Annotated in this window: 13 protein-coding genes and 1 riboswitch; of the genes, 3 read left to right on the forward strand and 10 right to left on the reverse strand. The window is 71.5% G+C overall.

Translation table 11 applies throughout. The features are described 5' to 3' along the window. Both D455_RS0105060 and D455_RS0105065 read left to right on the forward strand, forming a co-directional pair. Positions 1-583 (forward strand): threonine/serine exporter family protein (locus D455_RS0105060; protein ID WP_017569680.1); only part of this gene is annotated, 583 nt, incomplete at its 5' end. A 186-nt stretch (positions 584-769) separates the two neighbouring features. Continuing rightward, positions 770-958, forward strand: coding sequence for a DUF5999 family protein (locus tag D455_RS0105065; RefSeq protein WP_017569681.1), 189 nt, complete (start codon positions 770-772; stop codon positions 956-958). A gap of 105 nt (positions 959-1,063) precedes the next feature. Here D455_RS0105065 and D455_RS0105070 read toward each other — a convergent pair whose 3' ends face one another. The 10 genes from D455_RS0105070 to D455_RS0105115 all read right to left on the reverse strand — a co-directional run bounded on the left by D455_RS0105070 (position 1,064) and on the right by D455_RS0105115 (position 16,388). Then, positions 1,064-2,320, reverse strand: a complete 1,257-nt coding sequence (locus tag D455_RS0105070; RefSeq protein WP_017569682.1) for a tetratricopeptide repeat protein — start codon at positions 2,318-2,320, stop codon at positions 1,064-1,066. Between the two features lie 752 nt (positions 2,321-3,072). Next, positions 3,073-5,967 (reverse strand): aminomethyl-transferring glycine dehydrogenase, encoded by a 2,895-nt coding sequence (gcvP, locus tag D455_RS0105075; protein WP_026122334.1) that lies wholly within the window; start codon positions 5,965-5,967, stop codon positions 3,073-3,075. Between the two features lie 98 nt (positions 5,968-6,065). Continuing rightward, positions 6,066-6,154, reverse strand: a riboswitch (glycine riboswitch). A 309-nt stretch (positions 6,155-6,463) separates the two neighbouring features. Next, positions 6,464-6,952 (reverse strand): MerR family transcriptional regulator, encoded by a 489-nt coding sequence (locus D455_RS29260; protein ID WP_017569684.1) that lies wholly within the window; start codon positions 6,950-6,952, stop codon positions 6,464-6,466. Positions 6,953-7,434: 482 nt separating this feature from the next. Next, on the reverse strand, positions 7,435-7,908 hold the full coding sequence (locus D455_RS0105085; RefSeq protein WP_017569685.1) for a bifunctional nuclease family protein: 474 nt from the start codon (positions 7,906-7,908) through the stop codon (positions 7,435-7,437). Between the two features lie 171 nt (positions 7,909-8,079). After that, the gene (locus tag D455_RS0105090; RefSeq protein ID WP_017569686.1) at positions 8,080-8,622 is read right to left on the reverse strand and encodes an FHA domain-containing protein; all 543 of its coding nucleotides are present in this window, start codon (positions 8,620-8,622) and stop codon (positions 8,080-8,082) included. Positions 8,623-9,245: 623 nt separating this feature from the next. Continuing rightward, positions 9,246-11,747 carry a mannose-1-phosphate guanyltransferase gene (locus D455_RS0105095; protein WP_026122336.1) on the reverse strand — a complete coding sequence of 834 codons (2,502 nt, stop codon included), beginning with the start codon at positions 11,745-11,747 and terminating at the stop codon, positions 9,246-9,248. 159 nt (positions 11,748-11,906) lie between these two features. Then, positions 11,907-12,620 carry a CDP-alcohol phosphatidyltransferase family protein gene (locus D455_RS0105100; RefSeq protein WP_017569688.1) on the reverse strand — a complete coding sequence of 238 codons (714 nt, stop codon included), beginning with the start codon at positions 12,618-12,620 and terminating at the stop codon, positions 11,907-11,909. Between the two features lie 602 nt (positions 12,621-13,222). After that, entirely contained in the window at positions 13,223-14,197 is a 975-nt protein-coding gene (locus tag D455_RS0105105; RefSeq protein WP_017569689.1) for an ArsA family ATPase, read from the reverse strand. Then, positions 14,194-14,508 (reverse strand): cory-CC-star protein, encoded by a 315-nt coding sequence (locus D455_RS0105110; protein WP_017569690.1) that lies wholly within the window; start codon positions 14,506-14,508, stop codon positions 14,194-14,196. The genes D455_RS0105105 and D455_RS0105110 overlap by 4 nt, the downstream gene beginning before the upstream one ends. A gap of 35 nt (positions 14,509-14,543) precedes the next feature. Continuing rightward, the gene (locus D455_RS0105115) at positions 14,544-16,388 is read right to left on the reverse strand and encodes a carbon starvation CstA family protein (protein ID WP_017569691.1); all 1,845 of its coding nucleotides are present in this window, start codon (positions 16,386-16,388) and stop codon (positions 14,544-14,546) included. 123 nt (positions 16,389-16,511) lie between these two features. Here D455_RS0105115 and D455_RS0105120 point away from each other — a divergent pair. Beyond that, positions 16,512-17,258: hypothetical protein (locus D455_RS0105120; RefSeq protein ID WP_017569692.1), on the forward strand; the 747-nt coding region annotated here is incomplete at its 3' end.

Consider the following 17,258-nt stretch of genomic DNA (forward strand, 5'->3'; position numbering starts at 1 on the left):
GGGCGCGATCGTGTCGGGCGTGGCGGCGGTCGCCTACACCGCCCTGCGCCTGGGCGTGAACATCGACCTGGAGGACCTTCCCAGCGCCGGTACCTCGGTGGAGGCCCTCGTCCTGATCGGCGCCGCGGGAATCGCCATGGCGTTCGCGATCTCCCTCGCCGTACCACCCAGGATGCTGCCCATGATCGGCGTGCTGGGCGTGATGATCTGGCTGATCTACGCCAACCTGCGCGAACTGCTGGACGTACCCGCGGTGGTGGGCACCGTCGCGGGCGCGATGGCGGTGGGCGTGGTGGGCCACTGGCTGGCGCGGCGCACCCGCAGACCGGTGCTGCCGTACCTGGTCCCGTCGATCGCGCCGCTGCTGCCCGGCAGCATCCTGTACCGGGGCCTGATCGAGCTGACACAGGGCGAGCCGGTCAACGGCCTGCTCAGCCTGGCCGAGGCGGTCACGGTGGGGCTGGCACTGGGCGCCGGGGTCAACCTCGGCGGCGAGCTGGTACGGGTCTTCCAGCACGGCGGCCTGGCGGGCGCGGGCATGCGCAGCCGCCCGGCGGCACGCCGGACACGCGGCGGGTACTGAGTTCCTTCTGTCCGGACCCGGACAGACCGGGAACCGTTCCTGCGCTGGGCGTATCCCACTGGCTGAGAGCGGACCACGACAACGGCCCCGCCGCATCGGACCCAAACCGCAACAAGCATGTGATGTCAGCCACTACCCTTGGCGTCAGCTCAACGACGAGCACCCCTGGACCGAAAGGCCTGTCCCATGTGCAGCCACGAACCTCCCTGCCCGTCCTTCGAGGACACCGACCGCGAGGCGGCTCGGGTCGTCTCCAGCCACCCGGAGCAGGGATGGAGCCTGCTCTGCAACGGCGTCGTCCTCTTCGACGACACCGGTGAACTGCTCCCCGACGGTGTGGTCGTCGACCCGCACCGGCCCCGCGTCGCCGCCTGAGGCGCCGCGCACGGGCGAACCCTCACACCGAGGCCGGTGGGGCGGCACCCCCAGGGGAGCGCCCCACCCACAGCCGCAGGACCCGGCCAGGCCCCGGGGCGCGGCTCACCCCTGACCGTGTTCGGGCCACCCCTCGGGCAACACGTCGCGGCCGCCCATCGCCTCACCCAGCCGACGCCGGAAGTCGGCGTGCACGTCGGGCCCCCACACCAGCTCGCTCGGTGTGCGCAGGGCCTGCTCCATGACGGCCCGCAACGCGGCGGGACGTGTCTCCCCCTCCACCACCGGCAGCGCCAGCAGGGCGTGCATCTGGGTGACGACGGCGAACAGCTCACCCGCCAGCGCGGGTGCGCTCGCGGTCGCCGCGGCCTCCTCCAGGTAGGGCTCCCACCACGCGGTCCCGGCCCCGCCGTCCTCCTCCTCGGAGGGGGCGAAACCCCGGCGCAACCGCCAGCGCACCTCCCCCGCGGTGTCCGGATCCCGGTCCTCCAGTCCCCGGCGCCAGACCCGCTCGGCCGCCACGGGATCCCCCCGCAGGGCGAGCAGCCCCGCAAGGAGCTCCACAGCGGCGGCGAACGTGCCCGGCGCGGGCGCGTTCCCGCCCTCCCCCGTGCCCTCGACCGGATCGACGACCGCGCCGACGTCGGCCACGGCGTGTTCGAGGTGGGCGGCGGCCCGCAGCATGCGCAGGCCCGGGTCGTCCGCGACCGACAGCCCGCGCTCGACGGCGGCCACGGCGGCCCCCGGCAGCCCCCGGCCCAACAGGCGCTCGGCCAGGTCCCTGGAGGCGTCGACCACCGTGGTGGCGTGCAGACGGCTGATCTCTCCCGCGTCGGACGGCGGGGTCAGCGCCGCCTCCCAGTGCTCCTCGGCACCGTCGGTGTCGCCGCGCGCCTCGGCGGCACGGGCCAGTCCGTGGTGCGCCACCGCGGCGTAGGCGGGACCGCCCAGATCGAGCAGGCGGCGCCAGACGCGCTCGGCCTCGGAGTGCTCGGCGTCCTGTTCGAGGGAGAGGGCCAGGTGGTAGGCGGCACGCGGGCCGTACCGGGAGTCGCCGGTGGCCAGCGCGCGGCGGGCCGCCTCGCGGGCGGCGGGCAGGTCGCCGCGCTGGTCCTCCACCACGGCCAGACCGAGCAGGGCGCGGGCCTGCACGCGCGGGTGGGGGTTGGCGGCCACGGCCTGCTGGTAGAGCTTCGCGGCGCGTTTGAGGTGGCCGTTCTGCGCGAGGTCCTGGGCCTGGTCACACAGTTCGGAGGCGCCCTGCCCGATCGGCGCCGTGGGCTCCCCCGTGTCCGCGGGGTCGGTGGCCGGGGGCGGGTCGGCGGGGCCAGGGCGCGCGGGAGGTCCGGACGTCGTGGTCAATGCTTCCGCTTTCCATGGGGGCGTCGGTTCGCGTGCTGGGAACGCGACCCGTGTCGTCGCAACCCTAACGCGGTACACGCCGGAGGGTGGTGGTCCGCGCCGGAGGTACGGGGACCGCTGGTTCTCCCCTTTTCCTGCCCCCGCCAGGTGCGTGCGAACACATATCGCTGCTTTACGACGTAGATTCACTTATGTCCGGAAAATCGCGGAGGAACACGGAAGTCCGGCCTCACACCACACGTCCCGGCCCCGCGGGCCGCCCTCCCCGGTCGAGGCGCGCGCACGGCTTCCGACCACTCCCACGGGCTCCGCACACCACGGACCGCCGGTCAGCCCCGAGACCCCGCCTCCGGACACGCGCCGCTCCCTGCGCGTGCGGCACATGCCCCCACGCGCCTCACGGACGACCCGCCCGGTGACCGCACGGAGGGGGTGTCGGACCATGGGCCGACACCCCCTCCTCACGACCTCGTGGGCCGACCGGCTACGTCACCGGTGTGACTGCCGGTGCACCCTGGCGGTCACCGCACCGGGGAGTGTTTTCCCGGATGCTTTTCGTCCCTGTCGGCGGAGCCGACACACCGCGAGCGGGCCTCGCCCCCGCTGTGCCCTGCCTCGCGGGCTCGGGAGCATCGCGCAGCGGGGCCCGACCATCCCTCGCGGGACGTGGCGCGCGGCACGGCCCGGTTGGCCGTGCGGGCGTCACCGGCNCCGGTCCGGGGGCCGCGAGCACGGAACGAGCCAAAAACGACCTAGAACTCGAAGGCCTCCGGCGGCGGGCAGGAGCAGACCAGGTTGCGGTCACCGTAGGCCTGGTCGATCCGGCCGACCGGCGGCCAGTACTTGTCCGTGCGCAGCGACGCCAGCGGGTAGGCCGCCTCGGCGCGGGTGTAGCCGTGCGACCACTCGTCCGCGGTCACCGCCTCGGCGGTGTGCGGGGCGTTGCGCAGCGGGTTGTCCTCGACGTCCCACGTCCCCTCGACCACCCTGTCGATCTCGCCGCGGATCGCGATCATCGCCTCAACGAAGCGGTCCAGCTCCGCGAGGTTCTCGCTCTCGGTCGGCTCCACCATGAGGGTTCCGTTGACCGGGAACGACATCGTCGGCGCGTGGAAGCCGTAGTCCATGAGCCGCTTGGAGACGTCCTCGTTGCTGATGCCGCTGGCCTTCTGGAGCGGGCGGATGTCGATGACGCACTCGTGCGCCACCAGGCCGTCCTCACCGGTGTAGAGCACGGGGAAGTACGGCTCCAGCCGCCTGGCCAGGTAGTTGGCGGACAGGACCGCGGTCTCGGTGGCCGAACGCAGCCCCTCCTCCCCCATCATCCGCACGTACGCCCACGAGATGGGCAGGATGCCCGCCGAACCGAACGGGGCGGCCGAGACCGGACCCACGCCCGTGTGCGGTCCCGCCTCGGGCTGGCCCGGGTGGTTGGGCAGGAACCCGGCCAGGTGGGAGCGGACCGCGACCGGGCCCACGCCCGGACCGCCGCCGCCGTGCGGGATGCAGAAGGTCTTGTGCAGGTTCAGGTGGCTGACGTCGGCGCCGAACTCGCCCGGCTTGGCCCAGCCCAGCAGCGCGTTGAGGTTGGCGCCGTCCACGTAGACCTGGCCGCCCGCCTCGTGGACCAGGCGGCACACCTCGGTGATGGTGTTCTCGTACACGCCGTGCGTGGACGGGTAGGTGACCATGATGGCCGCCAGGTCGTCGGCGTGCTTGGTGGTCTTGGCGCGCAGGTCGTCCAGGTCGACGTTGCCGTTGTCGTCGCAGGCCACGACGGCGACGCGCATACCGGCCATCACCGCGCTGGCGGCGTTGGTGCCGTGCGCGGAGCTGGGGATCAGGCACACGTCGCGGTGGGCCTCGCCGCGCGAGCGGTGGTGGCCGCGGATGGCCAGCAGACCGGCGAGCTCGCCCTGGGACCCGGCGTTGGGCTGGAGCGAGACCGCGTCGTAGCCGGTGACCTCGGTCAGCCAGGCCTCCAGGTCGCGGATCAGGGCCACGCTCCCGGCCGCCTGGTCGAGCGGCGCGAGCGGGTGCAGGCCGGAGAACTCGGGCCAGGTGACCGGCTCCATCTCCGTGGTGGCGTTGAGCTTCATGGTGCACGAGCCCAGCGGGATCATCGTGCGGTCCAGGGCCAGGTCGCGGTCGGAGAGGCGGCGCATGTAGCGCAGCAGGGAGGTCTCGCTGCGGTGGGTGTTGAACACCGGGTGGGTCAGGTAGTCCACCGCGCGGGCCAGGCCGGCGGGCACGCGGTCGGCGTCCCCGTCCACGTTCAGCCGGACCCGGGAGGAACCGCGTTCGGCCTCGCCGAAGGCGGCCAGGACCCTCTCCAGGTCGGCCTGGGTGGTGTTCTCGTCCACGCTCACGCCGACCGTGTACTCGTCGGCCGCCAGGAGGTTGTACCCGGCCTCCAGAGCGGACTCCACGACGCGGGCGGCACTGGGCACACGCACGCGCAGCGTGTCGAAGTAGGCGGAGTGGACGACCTCGAAGCCGCGTTCGGTGAGTGCGTCGGCCAGGGCCGCGGTGAGGGCGTGCACCCTGCGGGCGATCGCGCGCAGGCCGTCGGGACCGTGGTAGACGGCGTACATACCGGCCATCACGGCGAGCAGCACCTGGGCGGTGCAGATGTTGCTGGTGGCCTTCTCGCGACGGATGTGCTGTTCGCGGGTCTGGAGGGCCAGACGGTAGGCGGGCTTGCCCGCGTCGTCCACCGAGACGCCGACCAGGCGGCCGGGCAGCTGGCGGCGCAGCTTCTCGCCGACGGCCATGTACCCGGCGTGCGGGCCGCCGAAGCCGAGCGGGACACCGAAGCGCTGCGTGGAACCGACGGCGATGTCGGCGCCCAGGTCGCCGGGGCTGCGCAGCAGGGTCAGGGCGAGGATGTCGGCGGCCACCACCGCGAGGGCTCCGCGCTCGTGCGTCTGGGCGATGAGGGCGCCGGGGTCGCGGACGGCACCGCTGGAGGCTGGGTACTGCACCAGGACGCCGAAGAACTCGCCCTCGGGCAGGCCCCCGGACAGGTCGGCGACCACGACCTCGATACCGAGCGGTTCGGCGCGGGTGCGCAGCACGTGGAGGGTCTGGGGGAAGACGTCGGAGTCGACGACGAAGACGTCCGCCCTGCTCTTGGAGGCGCGGCGGGCCAGGGTCATGGCCTCGGCGGCGGCGGTGGCCTCGTCCAGCAGGGAGGCGCCCGAGACGGGCAGGCCGGTCAGGTCCGAGACCATGGTCTGGAAGTTGAGCAGGGCCTCCAGGCGGCCCTGGGAGATCTCGGGCTGGTAGGGCGTGTAGGCCGTGTACCAGGCGGGGTTCTCCATGATGTTGCGGAGGATGACCGGCGGGGTGAAGGTGCCGTAGTACCCCTGGCCGATCAACGACGTGCGCACGTCGTTGCGGGAGGCCAGGTCACGGAGCTCGGCCAGGGCCTCGGCCTCGCCGATCGCCTCGGGCAGGTCCAGCGGCGCGCTCTGGCCCGGGCCGGTGAGGATGGACTCGGGCACGGCGTCGGCCATGAGCTCCCTGGTGGAGCCGTAGCCGACCGTCTTGAGCATCTCCTGGACCTCGGCGGGCGTGGGGCCGATGTGGCGGTCGGCGAACCCCCGGGCGGGCGTCCCCGGGGTGTGCACGGGCTGGTCTGGCACGGAGACCTCCTGGTGACAGGGCCGAGTCTGGTCGGCGGTGTTCCTGACGGTCTCCCCCTCTGTCACCGGGCACGGTGGTGCCCAGGCTTCAGAGCGGCCTCCTCCACGCGGTCCTGGTGCCTGAGAGGTTACTGGGGAGTATTGCCCCGTCGGCGCCCCGTTCCGGGATCTCTCTCGCGCGGTATCGACAGCCTGCTGACAGTCTGTACATGTATACAAGCAGGGCGAATGTCGGTTTTCATCCCCGTTGTGACTACGACGGTACTCGATGGACGCACCGGGCACCGCGTCCGGGCAGGTGTTTCCCCGGACCGCGCCCCGGCCTCGTGGGTTCCCACGAACGGCCACGCGCGCACCTGCCAGGGGTCACCGCTTCCGGAGGGTCACCCCCACCGCGTCTCCGTGCCCAACGGGTTCCACGGACCTCCCGGCCCGCTTCCGTGGCCGCCCACCCGGCTCACGCCCTCCGTACGCACCCGACGGAGGCCGTACGCCCTCAGCCGGTACGGCGTTCCCTGCGGCGCCTGGCGAGCTCGTCCACGGGCTGGGGCGCGGTCGCGGGCAGGTCGGTCCGTTCCTCGGCGGGCACCACGCCCAGTGCCTCCTCCAGCTCGCGCCAGACGTTGGCCAGGGCCAGACCGAACATGCCCTGCCCCCGCTGCATGAGGTCCACGACCTCCTCGGGCGAGGTGCACTCGTAGACGCTGACGCCGTCGCTCATGAGGGTGATGCGGGCCAGGTCGGGGGCGGGACGACCACGCAGGTGGTCGACCGCGGTGCGGATCTGTTGGAGGGAGATCCCGGTGTCCAGGAGCCGTTTGGCGACCTTGAGCAACAGGATGTCGGGAAGGCTGTACAGGGGGGCGTTGTGGGCTCCGGTGCGCACGCTCGGCTCCACCAGGCCGGTCCTGGCCCAGTAGTCGAGTTGGCGGTAGCTGATCCCGGCGGCGGTACACGCCGCGGGGCCCCGATACCCGACGTCCATAGGCAGCGCCACCACGTCCTCTTCGCACAGTAGGCCCTGCTGCCCCGCTAGCCGCAGCGCGGACCGCCTGTCATGGGGATCCCGCTTGCCGCTCGCTACCGCCACGCCGACCTCCGGCTTCTCGTCCCACGGCGGTTTCGACAGGGGATGTCCACTCAGGGAACGGGTGCGCCGTGGGTTCTACTGCACTGAAGGTAGGACGGCCGACCGGCAGCGTCAACGACACCACGCGGCGCGTCGCCAAGTGCGCGCGGCGCTGGTGTCCGGAACCGCCCCGGTGGCGCCCTGCGCGCCCGCGGGGATTTCGGCCCTGTTCACTACGGCCATTTCCGTTACCCAATCTATCACCGGCACCGCACACGAAATCGCAGGTCGCGGCGTGTCCCCCGTGACCGCGCCCCGTTTCCGGCGGCTCCGGCACCGGCGGAAACGGGGCCCGCGCCTGGGCGCGGGCCCCGGGAGAGGTACGTTCCTCGTCCCGCCTACTCCGTGCGCCTGCCGAAGTCCTCGGGTGAGATGTTGTCCAGGAACTCCCGGAACGCCTCGACCTGGTCCTCCTGCTCGTCCGGGATCGGCATCCCGGCCTCCTCGATCACGTCCTCGTGGGCGTAGATCGGTGTGCCCGTCCGTAATGCCAGGGCGATCGAGTCGGAGGGGCGCGCGCTCACCTCCACACCGTTGCTGAAGACCAGTTCGGCGTAGAAGATGCCGTCGCTGAGGCCCGTGATGTTCACCGTCGTGAGCCCGGTGTCCAGGGCGTCGAGCACGTCCCGGAACAGGTCGTGGGTGAGCGGCCTGGCCGGTGCGACGCCCTGCTGGGCCAGCGCGATCGCGGTCGCCTCCACGCCACCGATCCAGATCGGCAGGTAGCGGTCCCCATCGGATTCCTTGAGCAGGACAATCGGCTGGTTCGAGGGCATCTCAACCCGGACGCCGACGACCTCCATGTGCTTCACAGCGTCTCCGTCCCACGAGTCGTCATGCCGGATGGGCGCTCGTCCCTGCTCCCCCTGTGGATCAGGACCCGAGGGCGAAATCGGCACCCTTCGATACAAAGCTCTCCGGCGGCGGGGGGCCGCAAACCTCATCGGCCCACCCACCGCTCCCTCCTGCCGCCGCTCCGCTGGTCAGCGACGCGGTTTGGTCAGCAGGACCATTCGGAACTTACCGATCTGGATCTCGTCGCCTCCGCCGAGCTGGGCCTCGTCGACCGGCTCGCGGTTGACGTAGGTGCCGTTGAGGCTGCCCACGTCGCGGACACCGAACCCGTCGCCGCGCCGGAAGAACTCCACGTGGCGTCGGGAGACGGTGACGTCGTCCAGGAAGATGTCGCTGTTGGGATGGCGCCCGGCGGTGGTCACGTCACTGTCCAACAGGAAGCGGCTCCCGGCGTTGGGACCGCGCCTGACCACGAGCAGAGCCGTGCCCGGAGGCAGCGCGTCGGGGTTGGCGGGGTCTTCGCCGCCCAGTTCGTCGCCGGACTCCTCTTCCTCCAGGGCCTGTATTCCCGAGAGGGAGATCGTGGACGTGACGTCTCCGCCGGAGTCCTTGCCAGCGCCGGGTGGAGAGCCCTGGTTCTCGGCCCTGCGGACGGGAGTTCCACAGTGGGAGCAGAAACGGGCATCATCCGCAACGGCGTGACCGCACTGCGTGCAGTAAACGCTCGACATAGGTCGGCTCGGCCTCCTACCGCACGGGGCGGTGCTTGATTCGGCTGGTCGGTGGCACGCACCGGACGTCGGACGGGCACCCGGCCCGCACACCGCCCGATACGCCGCGAGACGGTCCGCTGTCGCGGCAGCGGCGCGCCTCACACTGTCGGTCGCTCGGTCTCATCCCCCATGTTGTACTCCTTGTCACCCCCGGTGAGGGTGTCCGCCGTTGCCGGGATACCCGGCCCGGTGGGCGACGCGGCGCTCCGGGGAACACTCGACTTTAAACCATATCCCTGTCCAGGAAGGGTTTCGCTCCGCCCGGCCCGCCGTGGACACCGCGCCGCGAACGCGCTGTCGGCGGCGGATCCGCCGCCCCGGGCTCCGCCCGGGGCCGGTGGCCGACCCGGTCGGAGAAACACACCTGCCCTGTTGCTGATGCCCCTCTGGCGGGTTTGGTTCGCCGTGGATCGCCACGGATTCTCACCGGATTCACCCGGAGGCCACGACCTGCCTGTATGTCCAGTTTAGCCAGCGACGTCACTCTCGGTAGGGGCCGCCGCCGAACACTCATCGTGACGAATCCGGTATGCGCCGTGCGGGCGCGGGCGGCCATCGGCCCGCGCCCGCACGGCACGTCGTCAGCCCTCGGCCCGCTCCACGACGGCCGCCCACTCGTCCAACAGGTGGTGCGCGGTGTCGGGGTTGGGACCTTCGGCCCAAAGATGGGTCACGGCCTCCGCGGTGTCGGGGAGGACCAGGGCCCAGCTACCGTCCGGCTCGATCACCCGGACGCCGTCGGTGGTGTCGAGTTCGCGGCCGCCAGCCGCCTCCACGACGGCGCGCATCACGCTCCCCTTGATCGCCCACGGGGTGGGCACCGAACGGCGCAGCAGGTGCGCCTGGGGGATCGTGCGGTCGATCTGGCTCAGCGAGCGGCGAGTCCGTGCCACCAGGGACAGCAGGCGCACGAAGGCGGCGATGGCGTCGCTGGTGGGGCTGAACCGCGGCACGATGAACCCGCCCCGGCCGTCACCCGCGAAGATGATGTCGTCCTCGGCCTGGACCGCCTTGGTCAGCTCGTCGGTGGCCGTGGCCGTCCAGTGGACCTTGACCCCGTGCGAGGCCGCCACCGTCTCGGCGACCCGTGTGGTGGTCACGGGCAGCGCCACCGTCCCCGTGCCGTACTCGGCGCAGACCAGCTCCAGGACGACCAGCAGGGCCCGGTCGCTGTGGACCAGCTCGCCGTTCTCGTCCACGATGGAGAGCCGTTCGGCCACGGGGTCGAACCGCACGCCGAAGTCGGCGCCCGACCCCGCGACCAGTTCGCCCAGGCGCCCCAGGTCACGGTTCTGCCTGGCGACGGTGTCGGTGGGCGAGGCCTCGTCGAGCCGGTTGTTGACGGTGAGCACGTCCACCCCGATCCGGCCCAGCAGCGAGGGCAGGATCAGGGAGCCGCTGCCCCCCGCGCAGTCCACCACGACCTTGAGTTCGGCCTCGGCGACGCCGGAGGTGTCCACCCTGCGCAGCAGCTCGTGCGAGTAGCTCTCCACGTTGCGGGACGGGAAGGTCAGCTCGCCGATCTCACCGGGGAAGGCCCGGCGGTACTCGGCACGGGAGAAGACCCGGTCGAGCTTGCGCTGGGCGGCGGGTGACAGGTCGGCGCCGTCGCCGTCCAGGAACAGGATGTCGACCGACTCCGGGTCGCCCGGGGTGGTGCGCACCGTGATACCGCCGCTGACACCGCTCTGGGAGGTGTGGAAGCGGGCCACGGGCAGCGGCACCACCTCCAGGTCGCGCACCTCGATGGCGGCGGCGGTGAGCGCGCTGATGATGGCGCGCTTGAGCGTGCGGGCGGCGCGCGAGACGTCACGCGAGGTGGTGACGATCGCGCCCTTCTTCAGGGTGGTGGCGTAGGCGTTGGCCAGGCGCACCGCCAGTTCCGGAGTGATCTCGACGTTGATCAGGCCGGACACGCCGCGGGGACCGAACAGCGAGCGCTGCCCGCGTGACTCCCAGATGACGTTGGTGCTGACCACCGCCCCGGCCTCGATGGTCTTGAACGGGTAGACCTTGACGTCGTTGTGGAGGTAGGCCTCGGACTCGACGACGCAGTCCTCGCCCACGACCGCGCCCTCCTCGATGCGGGCGGCGGCCATGACGTCGGTGTTCTTGCCGATGACCGCGCCGCGCAGGTTGGCGCCGCGGCCGACGAACACGTTGTCGTGCAGGACCGTGCGGTGGGCGAAGGCCTCCGAACGCACCACGGTGTTGCTGCCCACCACGGTGAACTCGCGCAGCTCGGCGCCCGCCTCGACCTTGGCGTAGTCACCGACGTAGAGCGGGCCCTTGAGGACGGCCTCGGGGTGGACCTCGGCGCCCTCGCCGACCCACACCCCCGGGGAGACCTCGAAGCCGTCGATCTCCACGTCGACCTTGCCCGAGAGCACGTCGGCCTGGGCGCTGAGGTAGCTCTCGTGGGTGCCCACGTCCTCCCAGTAGCCGTCGGCGACGTAGCCGTAGATCGGCTCGCCCTCCTCCATCAGCTGGGGAAAGACGTCGCCGGACCAGTCGACCACCTCGCCCTCGGCGACGCGCTCCAGGACCTCCGGCTCCATGATGTAGATACCGGTGTTGACGGTGTCGGAGAAGACCTGGCCCCAGGTGGGCTTCTCCAGGAAGCGCTGCACGCGGCCCTGCTCGTCGACGATGATGATGCCGAACTCCAGCGGGTTCTCCACCCGCTTGAGGCCGATGGTGACCTTGGCGCCGCTCTCGCGGTGGAAGCGGACCATGTCGGTCAGGTCGATGTCGGTGAGCGCGTCACCGGAGATGACGATGAAGGGCTCGCCGCGCAGGTGTTCCTCGGCGTTCTTGACGCTGCCCGCGGTGCCGAGTGGAACCTCCTCGGCGACGTAGCTGAGCTTCATGCCCAGTTCCTCGCCGTCGCCGAAGTAGTTGCGGATGAGGGTGGCCAGGAACTGCACGGTGACCACGGTCTCGGTGAAGCCGTGCTTGCGGAGCAGGCGCAGGACGTGCTCCATGATGGGCTTGTTGACCACCGGCAGGAGCGGCTTGGGCTGGTTGGCCGTCATGGGGCGCAGGCGGGTGCCCTCGCCGCCCGCCATCACGACGGCCTTCATGGGGGGCGTGGTGGACTGGCTCATCGCCGGTACCTCCGTACGGCTGAGCCGTCGGCGGAGGGACGCGCGTGGTCGCGCAGGGTGGGACATGTTCTCATGACGGAGACGACACTCCCTTTCGATCCGACAGGACTCGTGGTGAGCCGGTTCGCCGGCGACTCAGGGGCCGGTCCGGCCCTGGTCCGGGCCCTCGGAAACCGTGCCGTGATCGCCGTCAGCGTTCGCCGATGTGTGCCCGCGCACGGGGTCGCTGTCCTCGACGGCCCTGGGGCCGCCGAAGCGATCAGCGCTGACGTCGCGGCGGGTCTGAGCGATCAGGCGCAGTCCCTGTACGGCGTAGAGCAGTCCGGCCCACCAGTACAGAGCCGTTCCCCAGAGTGCGAAAGCCCAACCTATAATTCTCGCCACATCCGCGACGATCAGGTCGTACCCCGCGATGAACAGCAGGGGAAACGCGTACAGCAGGCACAGCGTGGCGGCCTTCCCGGCGAAGTTGACCGGGAGGGGGCCGTAGCCGAAGTGGCGCAGGATCGGCAGGGCGCCCAGGATGAGGACGTCGCGCAGCACGAGGATGGCCATCAGCCACCAGGGCACGATGCCGCGGATGACCAGGCCGAGCAGGGCGACGAAGATGTAGAGCCGGTCCGCGAGGGGGTCGAGCACGGCGCCCAGGCGCGAAGCCTGGTTCCAGGCACGGGCGATCTTGCCGTCGAGCCAGTCGCTGAGGCCCGCCAGGGCCAGCACGAGCAGAGCCCACCAGTCGGCCTGGGCCACCAGGACGAGCCACAGGAACAGGGGCACGCCCACCAGTCGGAGCATGCTCAGTAGGTTGGGAACCGTCCAGATGCGGTCGCTGACCGCCGGTCCGGCCACATCGCCCCCCGCCGTGTGTCTGCCATCTTCCGCGGATCGCCCCATGGCGCCAACGATAACGGGCGGGAGGATCTTTTTCCCGCCATCGTGGGTCCGTCGGCGCCGACGTGCGCGGAGGACCGCCGCAGGCCAATCGTACCCCGTACGCTTTGGCGCCTCTCACCGCGTACGCCTCTCCCCCACCAACGCGGAGCGGCGCGGCGGGGTTCCCCGGAGTCGGCGAACGGGCCGCCCGGGACCGTCGGGGGAACGGTCGGCGTCGTTCCGGGGGGTGGCCGCCGTCGTCCACGGGCGTGCACGCACCTTCGCCCGCAGGTGACCAGAGGGTGCGGGACCACCCGTTGTCCACGGGCGCGCGGTCCTTGGCCGTGTTCTGGGGCTTGGAACCCAACGAGCTGGTTGTCCCCGGGCACGCACGGGTCCCCGTGGGGGGTCGCGGGGCGGGAAACACCCGGTGTCGGGGCGGCGCGCCGGCCCGACGGTGGTGTGTGGCGCCCCCGACATCCAGTCTGAACCGCCCCCTCCCCCCACCAGTCCCTCCTCGGACCTGTGGACGACGGGTGCCCGCCGACGGGCGCGCCCCACCGGTCGACGGGTGCGTCCTACCGGGCCGCCAGGTGGGCGGCCAGGCGGCGCAGGGACTCCAGGCCGGTGGGCTCGGCGTCCTGGAGCGGAACCTCCACGGTCCCCTGGCGGGCGAAGCGCTCACGTGTGGCGGCCAGGGCCTCGGCGGTGTCGGGTCCCGCCGCGTCCCCGGCCGGGATCTGGTTCACCACCACGGGGTCGAGCCGGAACTCCGCCTCGCTGAGCCGCTCGACCGCCCGTGCCGTCTCGGCGAGCACCATGCGGCGGGGCAGGGTCACCAGACGTACCACGGCGTCCCGGCGCAGCCGGTCGGCGGCGCCCTCCAGACGGTGGCGACGGGCGTGCAGGCGCTCGACCAGGGGATCGGCCTCCTCCTCCGAGTCACCGACGACGTCGGCGAGGGCCTCGGCCCGGCGGGCCCGCTCACGCTGGCGGGTCAGGCCCACCACCCAGGGGGTGAGAAGCGTGGGCAGGTTGAGCAGACGCAGCAGGTGCCCGGTGGGCGCGCTGTCCACGACCAGGGCGTCCCAGCGCCGCCCCACCTGCTCCATGCGGTCCACGAGCAGGTCGGCCAGGGCGGACTCGGCCATACCGGGGCTGGCTCCGGCCTGTTCCAGATGACGACGCACGGCGGGCATCACCTCGGGTGGGACGGCCTTCTCCGCGTCCTCGACGACCTGGGCGATCCTGCGGCGCACGGCCGCGTCGGCGTCGGGCTCGGCGGCCCACAGGTTCGGGGCCACCCGGACGGGTTCGTCCTTGAGCGGGGCCTCCAGGGCGTCGCCCAGCGAATGGGCCGGGTCGGTGGACACCACCAGGACCCGCTGCCCGGCGTCGGCCAGGGCCAGGGCGTGTGCGGCGGCCAGGGTGGTCTTGCCGACCCCGCCCTTGCCTCCGACGAAGGTGATCGGCGCGGCGGTGGGACCCGGGTCGGCGGCGGAACCGGAACCGGTGGCGGAAGCGCCCCCGGGATCGGACACGGGTTCGCTCAACAGCAGCCTCCGGGTGCTCCGAACTCCCTGCGCCCCATCCTCTGGTGCCATTCGTGCAGGTCGGCGACCATGTACGGGATGAGGTCGAGGGTCTCGTAGGCGACGGGGTTGTCCACCCCCAGACTCTCCAGCATGAGCAGGGCCCGCAGGGTGTCCTGCTGGGTTCGGGCCTCGCGCTGGCGTGCGTGCCCCCAGCGCGCCTCGAAGACCTCCTGGTGGAAGCCCTCGAAGCGGCGCCATGCGGTGACGGCGCGGCGCCAGGCCCGCCCCAGGGGGGTGGACCCGGCGCCGGTGCGCGGTTCGTCGCTCATGTGTCGCTCACGGGTTCGGACCCTCGGAGCGACGGCTACTTGCTCTCACCCTCGTCCTTCCCGGCGTCGGTGGCGGAATCGTCGGTGAGGGCGGAGGCTCCCGCGGTTCCGGTGCCACCCTCGGCTCCTCCCCCGGGGGCGCCCTCAGGGGCGGGCGGGTTCTTCCACGCCTTGTACAGCGCGATGGCGGCCTCGACCATCATCCACAGGGCCAGCACCAGGATGATCGCGTCCAGCGGCGCGAGCAGGAAGGTCTGCATCGCGTCGCCCGAGGCCGCGAAGTCACCCAGCTGGATGACGAGCGCCCACACGGTCATGATGACCAGGAACACCAGCGGGATGAGGATCATGACCGGGTTGCGGTGGCGCTTGGTGACCCACACCGCGATCACCGACAGGGCCAGGCCCGCGGTGAGCTGGTTGGTGGTGCCGAACAGCAGCCACAGGGTGCCCACGGCGAAGTCGCCCGGGACCATGGTCAGCGCGAACGGGATGAGCACCGCGATGAGGGTCGCGAGGGTGACGTTGCGCGCCAGGAAGGACAGCGCCCTGCGTGAGGCGCTGCCGGAGGAGAAGCGCTCGGCGGTGATCGTGGCGATCTCCTGGATGACGTAGCGCTTGAGCCGGACCGAGGTGTCCAGGGTGGTGACGGCGAAGCTGACGATCACCAGGGCGCCGAAGACCAGGGCCATGCTCTCGGGGATGCCGATGTTGGAGGCGAAGCCCGCCACGCCCTCGACGAACATGCCCTGCGGGTCGGCGGAGGCGGCCTCCCAGTCGACGTAGAGGGTGCCCCAGTCGGTGCCGCTGTTGGCGGAGTAGACCATGACGCCCGCGGTGCACGCCAGGATCGAGCACAGCGCCAGCGTGCCCTCGCCCAGGGAGCTCAGGTAACCGACGTACCGGGCGTCGGTCTCCTTGTTCAGCTGCTTGGAGGTGGTTCCGGAGGCGACCAGGCTGTGGAAGCCCGAGACCGCGCCGCAGGCGATGGTGATGAACAGCAGCGGGAAGATCGGCGGCGAGTCCGCCGGTGTGTCGCGGAAGAGCGGCGCCGCGATCGTGTCCATGCCGACGATCACGCCGATCATGATCACCGCCAGCGCCATGACCATCTGGTGCTGGTTGATGTAGTCGCGCGGCTGGAGCAGGAGCCACACCGGCAGGCGCGAGGCGACGAACGCGTAGGCGAAGACGACCACGATCCACAGCAGGTTCTCGCTGATCCCCGTGGCCTCGGCCACCGGCGCGAGGCTGATCGGCAGGAGTTGTCCCAGCGGGATGCAGGCGTAGACCAGGACCAGGGCGATGATCGACGGGATCAGCGCCGCGGTGCGGCGGCGGTAGACCACCTGGCCCACGGCGATGGCCAGCGGGATGGTGACCAGGACGGGCAGCACCGTCTCGGGCGTGCTCACGAACAGTCCGGCGATCACGATGGCGAACACCGCGTTCACCAGTGTCACCAGGAAGAAGATGATCAGCAGGAACAGGATGCGCGCCCGGGCGCCGATGACGTCCCCGGCCAGGGTGCCGATGCTGCGTCCCTTGCTGCGCAGGGAGACGACGATCGACCCGAAGTCGTGCGCGCCCGATCCGAAGATGGTGCCCAGGACCACCCACAGCAGCGCCGGTCCCCAGCCCCAGAACACGCCGATCGCCGGGCCGACGATGGGCGCGGCGCCCGCCACCGAGATGAAGTGGTGCGCGAGGACGATGTGCTTGTTGGTGGGGAGGTAGTCCACACCGTCCTTGAGCGTGTGCGCGGGCGTGGTGAAGTCCGGGTCGAGCGCGTAGACCCGTTTGGCCAGGTAGGCCGAGTAGAAGCGATACGCGAGCGCGAAGATCGCCAGGGTGCCGAGCAGTACGGCTACAGCGGGCATGGGGGGATTCCTTCTTTCCGGGCTCCCAGGGTGACGGACGGGACTGGCATGTGCTCTGTCCAGGTGGTTCGAGTACAGTCCCGAGAAATTAACATGAGCCGTACATCACGGAAAAGGAAGTATGTGAAGGATTTCGCCACGGTTTGGCGTCGCTCCGCCACAGGTGAGCTGTCCTGGCTGGCCCCGGACGGCCCCGTCTCCGTTCCGGCCGTCCCGCTGCTGGACGGGGAGGAGCCGTGCGTGGCCCTTCCCCTGGCCCACCTGGACCTGGTGGACACGCTCGCCCCACGTGCCGCGTTCAGCCTGACCGCGCCCTCACCGGGCTCGGACACCGGGCTGGTCGGCGTCGGCCCGGTGCGGGTCAGGCTGGATCCGGAGGGCCGCGTCTTCGGCCGCGAACTGGTCCGGCAGGAGGCGGACAAGCACCCGCCGACCCGGTTGAGGGCGGGGAGCCTGATGGCCCGCAAGGAGAACTGGTGGTGGATGGCGCGCGCCCTGGTGACCCTGCCCGAGGTGGAGCGGGTGTACGAGGTGCGCAGGCGCGACCGCGCCGAGGACGCCCTGCTGGTACGCGAACTGGGTTCCGACGTGCGTGTGGACGTGGTCACCGCACGGGACTGGTCGGCCGGTCCGGGCGAGAGCGTGGAGCTGTGGTCGCGCGACGGCGGCGAGCTGGCCGAACAGGATGAACCGGGCGGACGGGGCGGACGACGGGCCCTGGTGATGGGTCACCAGGCCAGCCCCGACTTCGAACGCTGGGAGCGCTGGACGCGTTCGGGAACGCTGTCGGGGCAGACCCTGGCGGTCGCCGAAGCCGACGGCGGCCCCGACCCCGACCCGCGCCCGTACCGCCTGCTGGAGCGGCTGCGC

It is taken from the genome of Nocardiopsis halotolerans DSM 44410, from assembly GCF_000341065.1.
Lineage (GTDB): Bacteria > Actinomycetota > Actinomycetes > Streptosporangiales > Streptosporangiaceae > Nocardiopsis > Nocardiopsis halotolerans.

Coding starts and splice junctions, on each gene's coding strand:
- D455_RS0105065 (WP_017569681.1), top strand. CDS start 770: ATGTGCAGCCACGAACCTCCCTGCCCGTCCTTCGAGGACACCGACCGC.
- D455_RS29260 (WP_017569684.1), bottom strand. CDS start 6,952: ATGGACGTCGGGTATCGGGGCCCCGCGGCGTGTACCGCCGCCGGGATC.
- D455_RS0105090 (WP_017569686.1), bottom strand. CDS start 8,622: ATGTCGAGCGTTTACTGCACGCAGTGCGGTCACGCCGTTGCGGATGAT.
- D455_RS0105095 (WP_026122336.1), bottom strand. CDS start 11,747: ATGAAGGCCGTCGTGATGGCGGGCGGCGAGGGCACCCGCCTGCGCCCC.
- D455_RS0105110 (WP_017569690.1), bottom strand. CDS start 14,508: ATGAGCGACGAACCGCGCACCGGCGCCGGGTCCACCCCCCTGGGGCGG.
- D455_RS0105115 (WP_017569691.1), bottom strand. CDS start 16,388: ATGCCCGCTGTAGCCGTACTGCTCGGCACCCTGGCGATCTTCGCGCTC.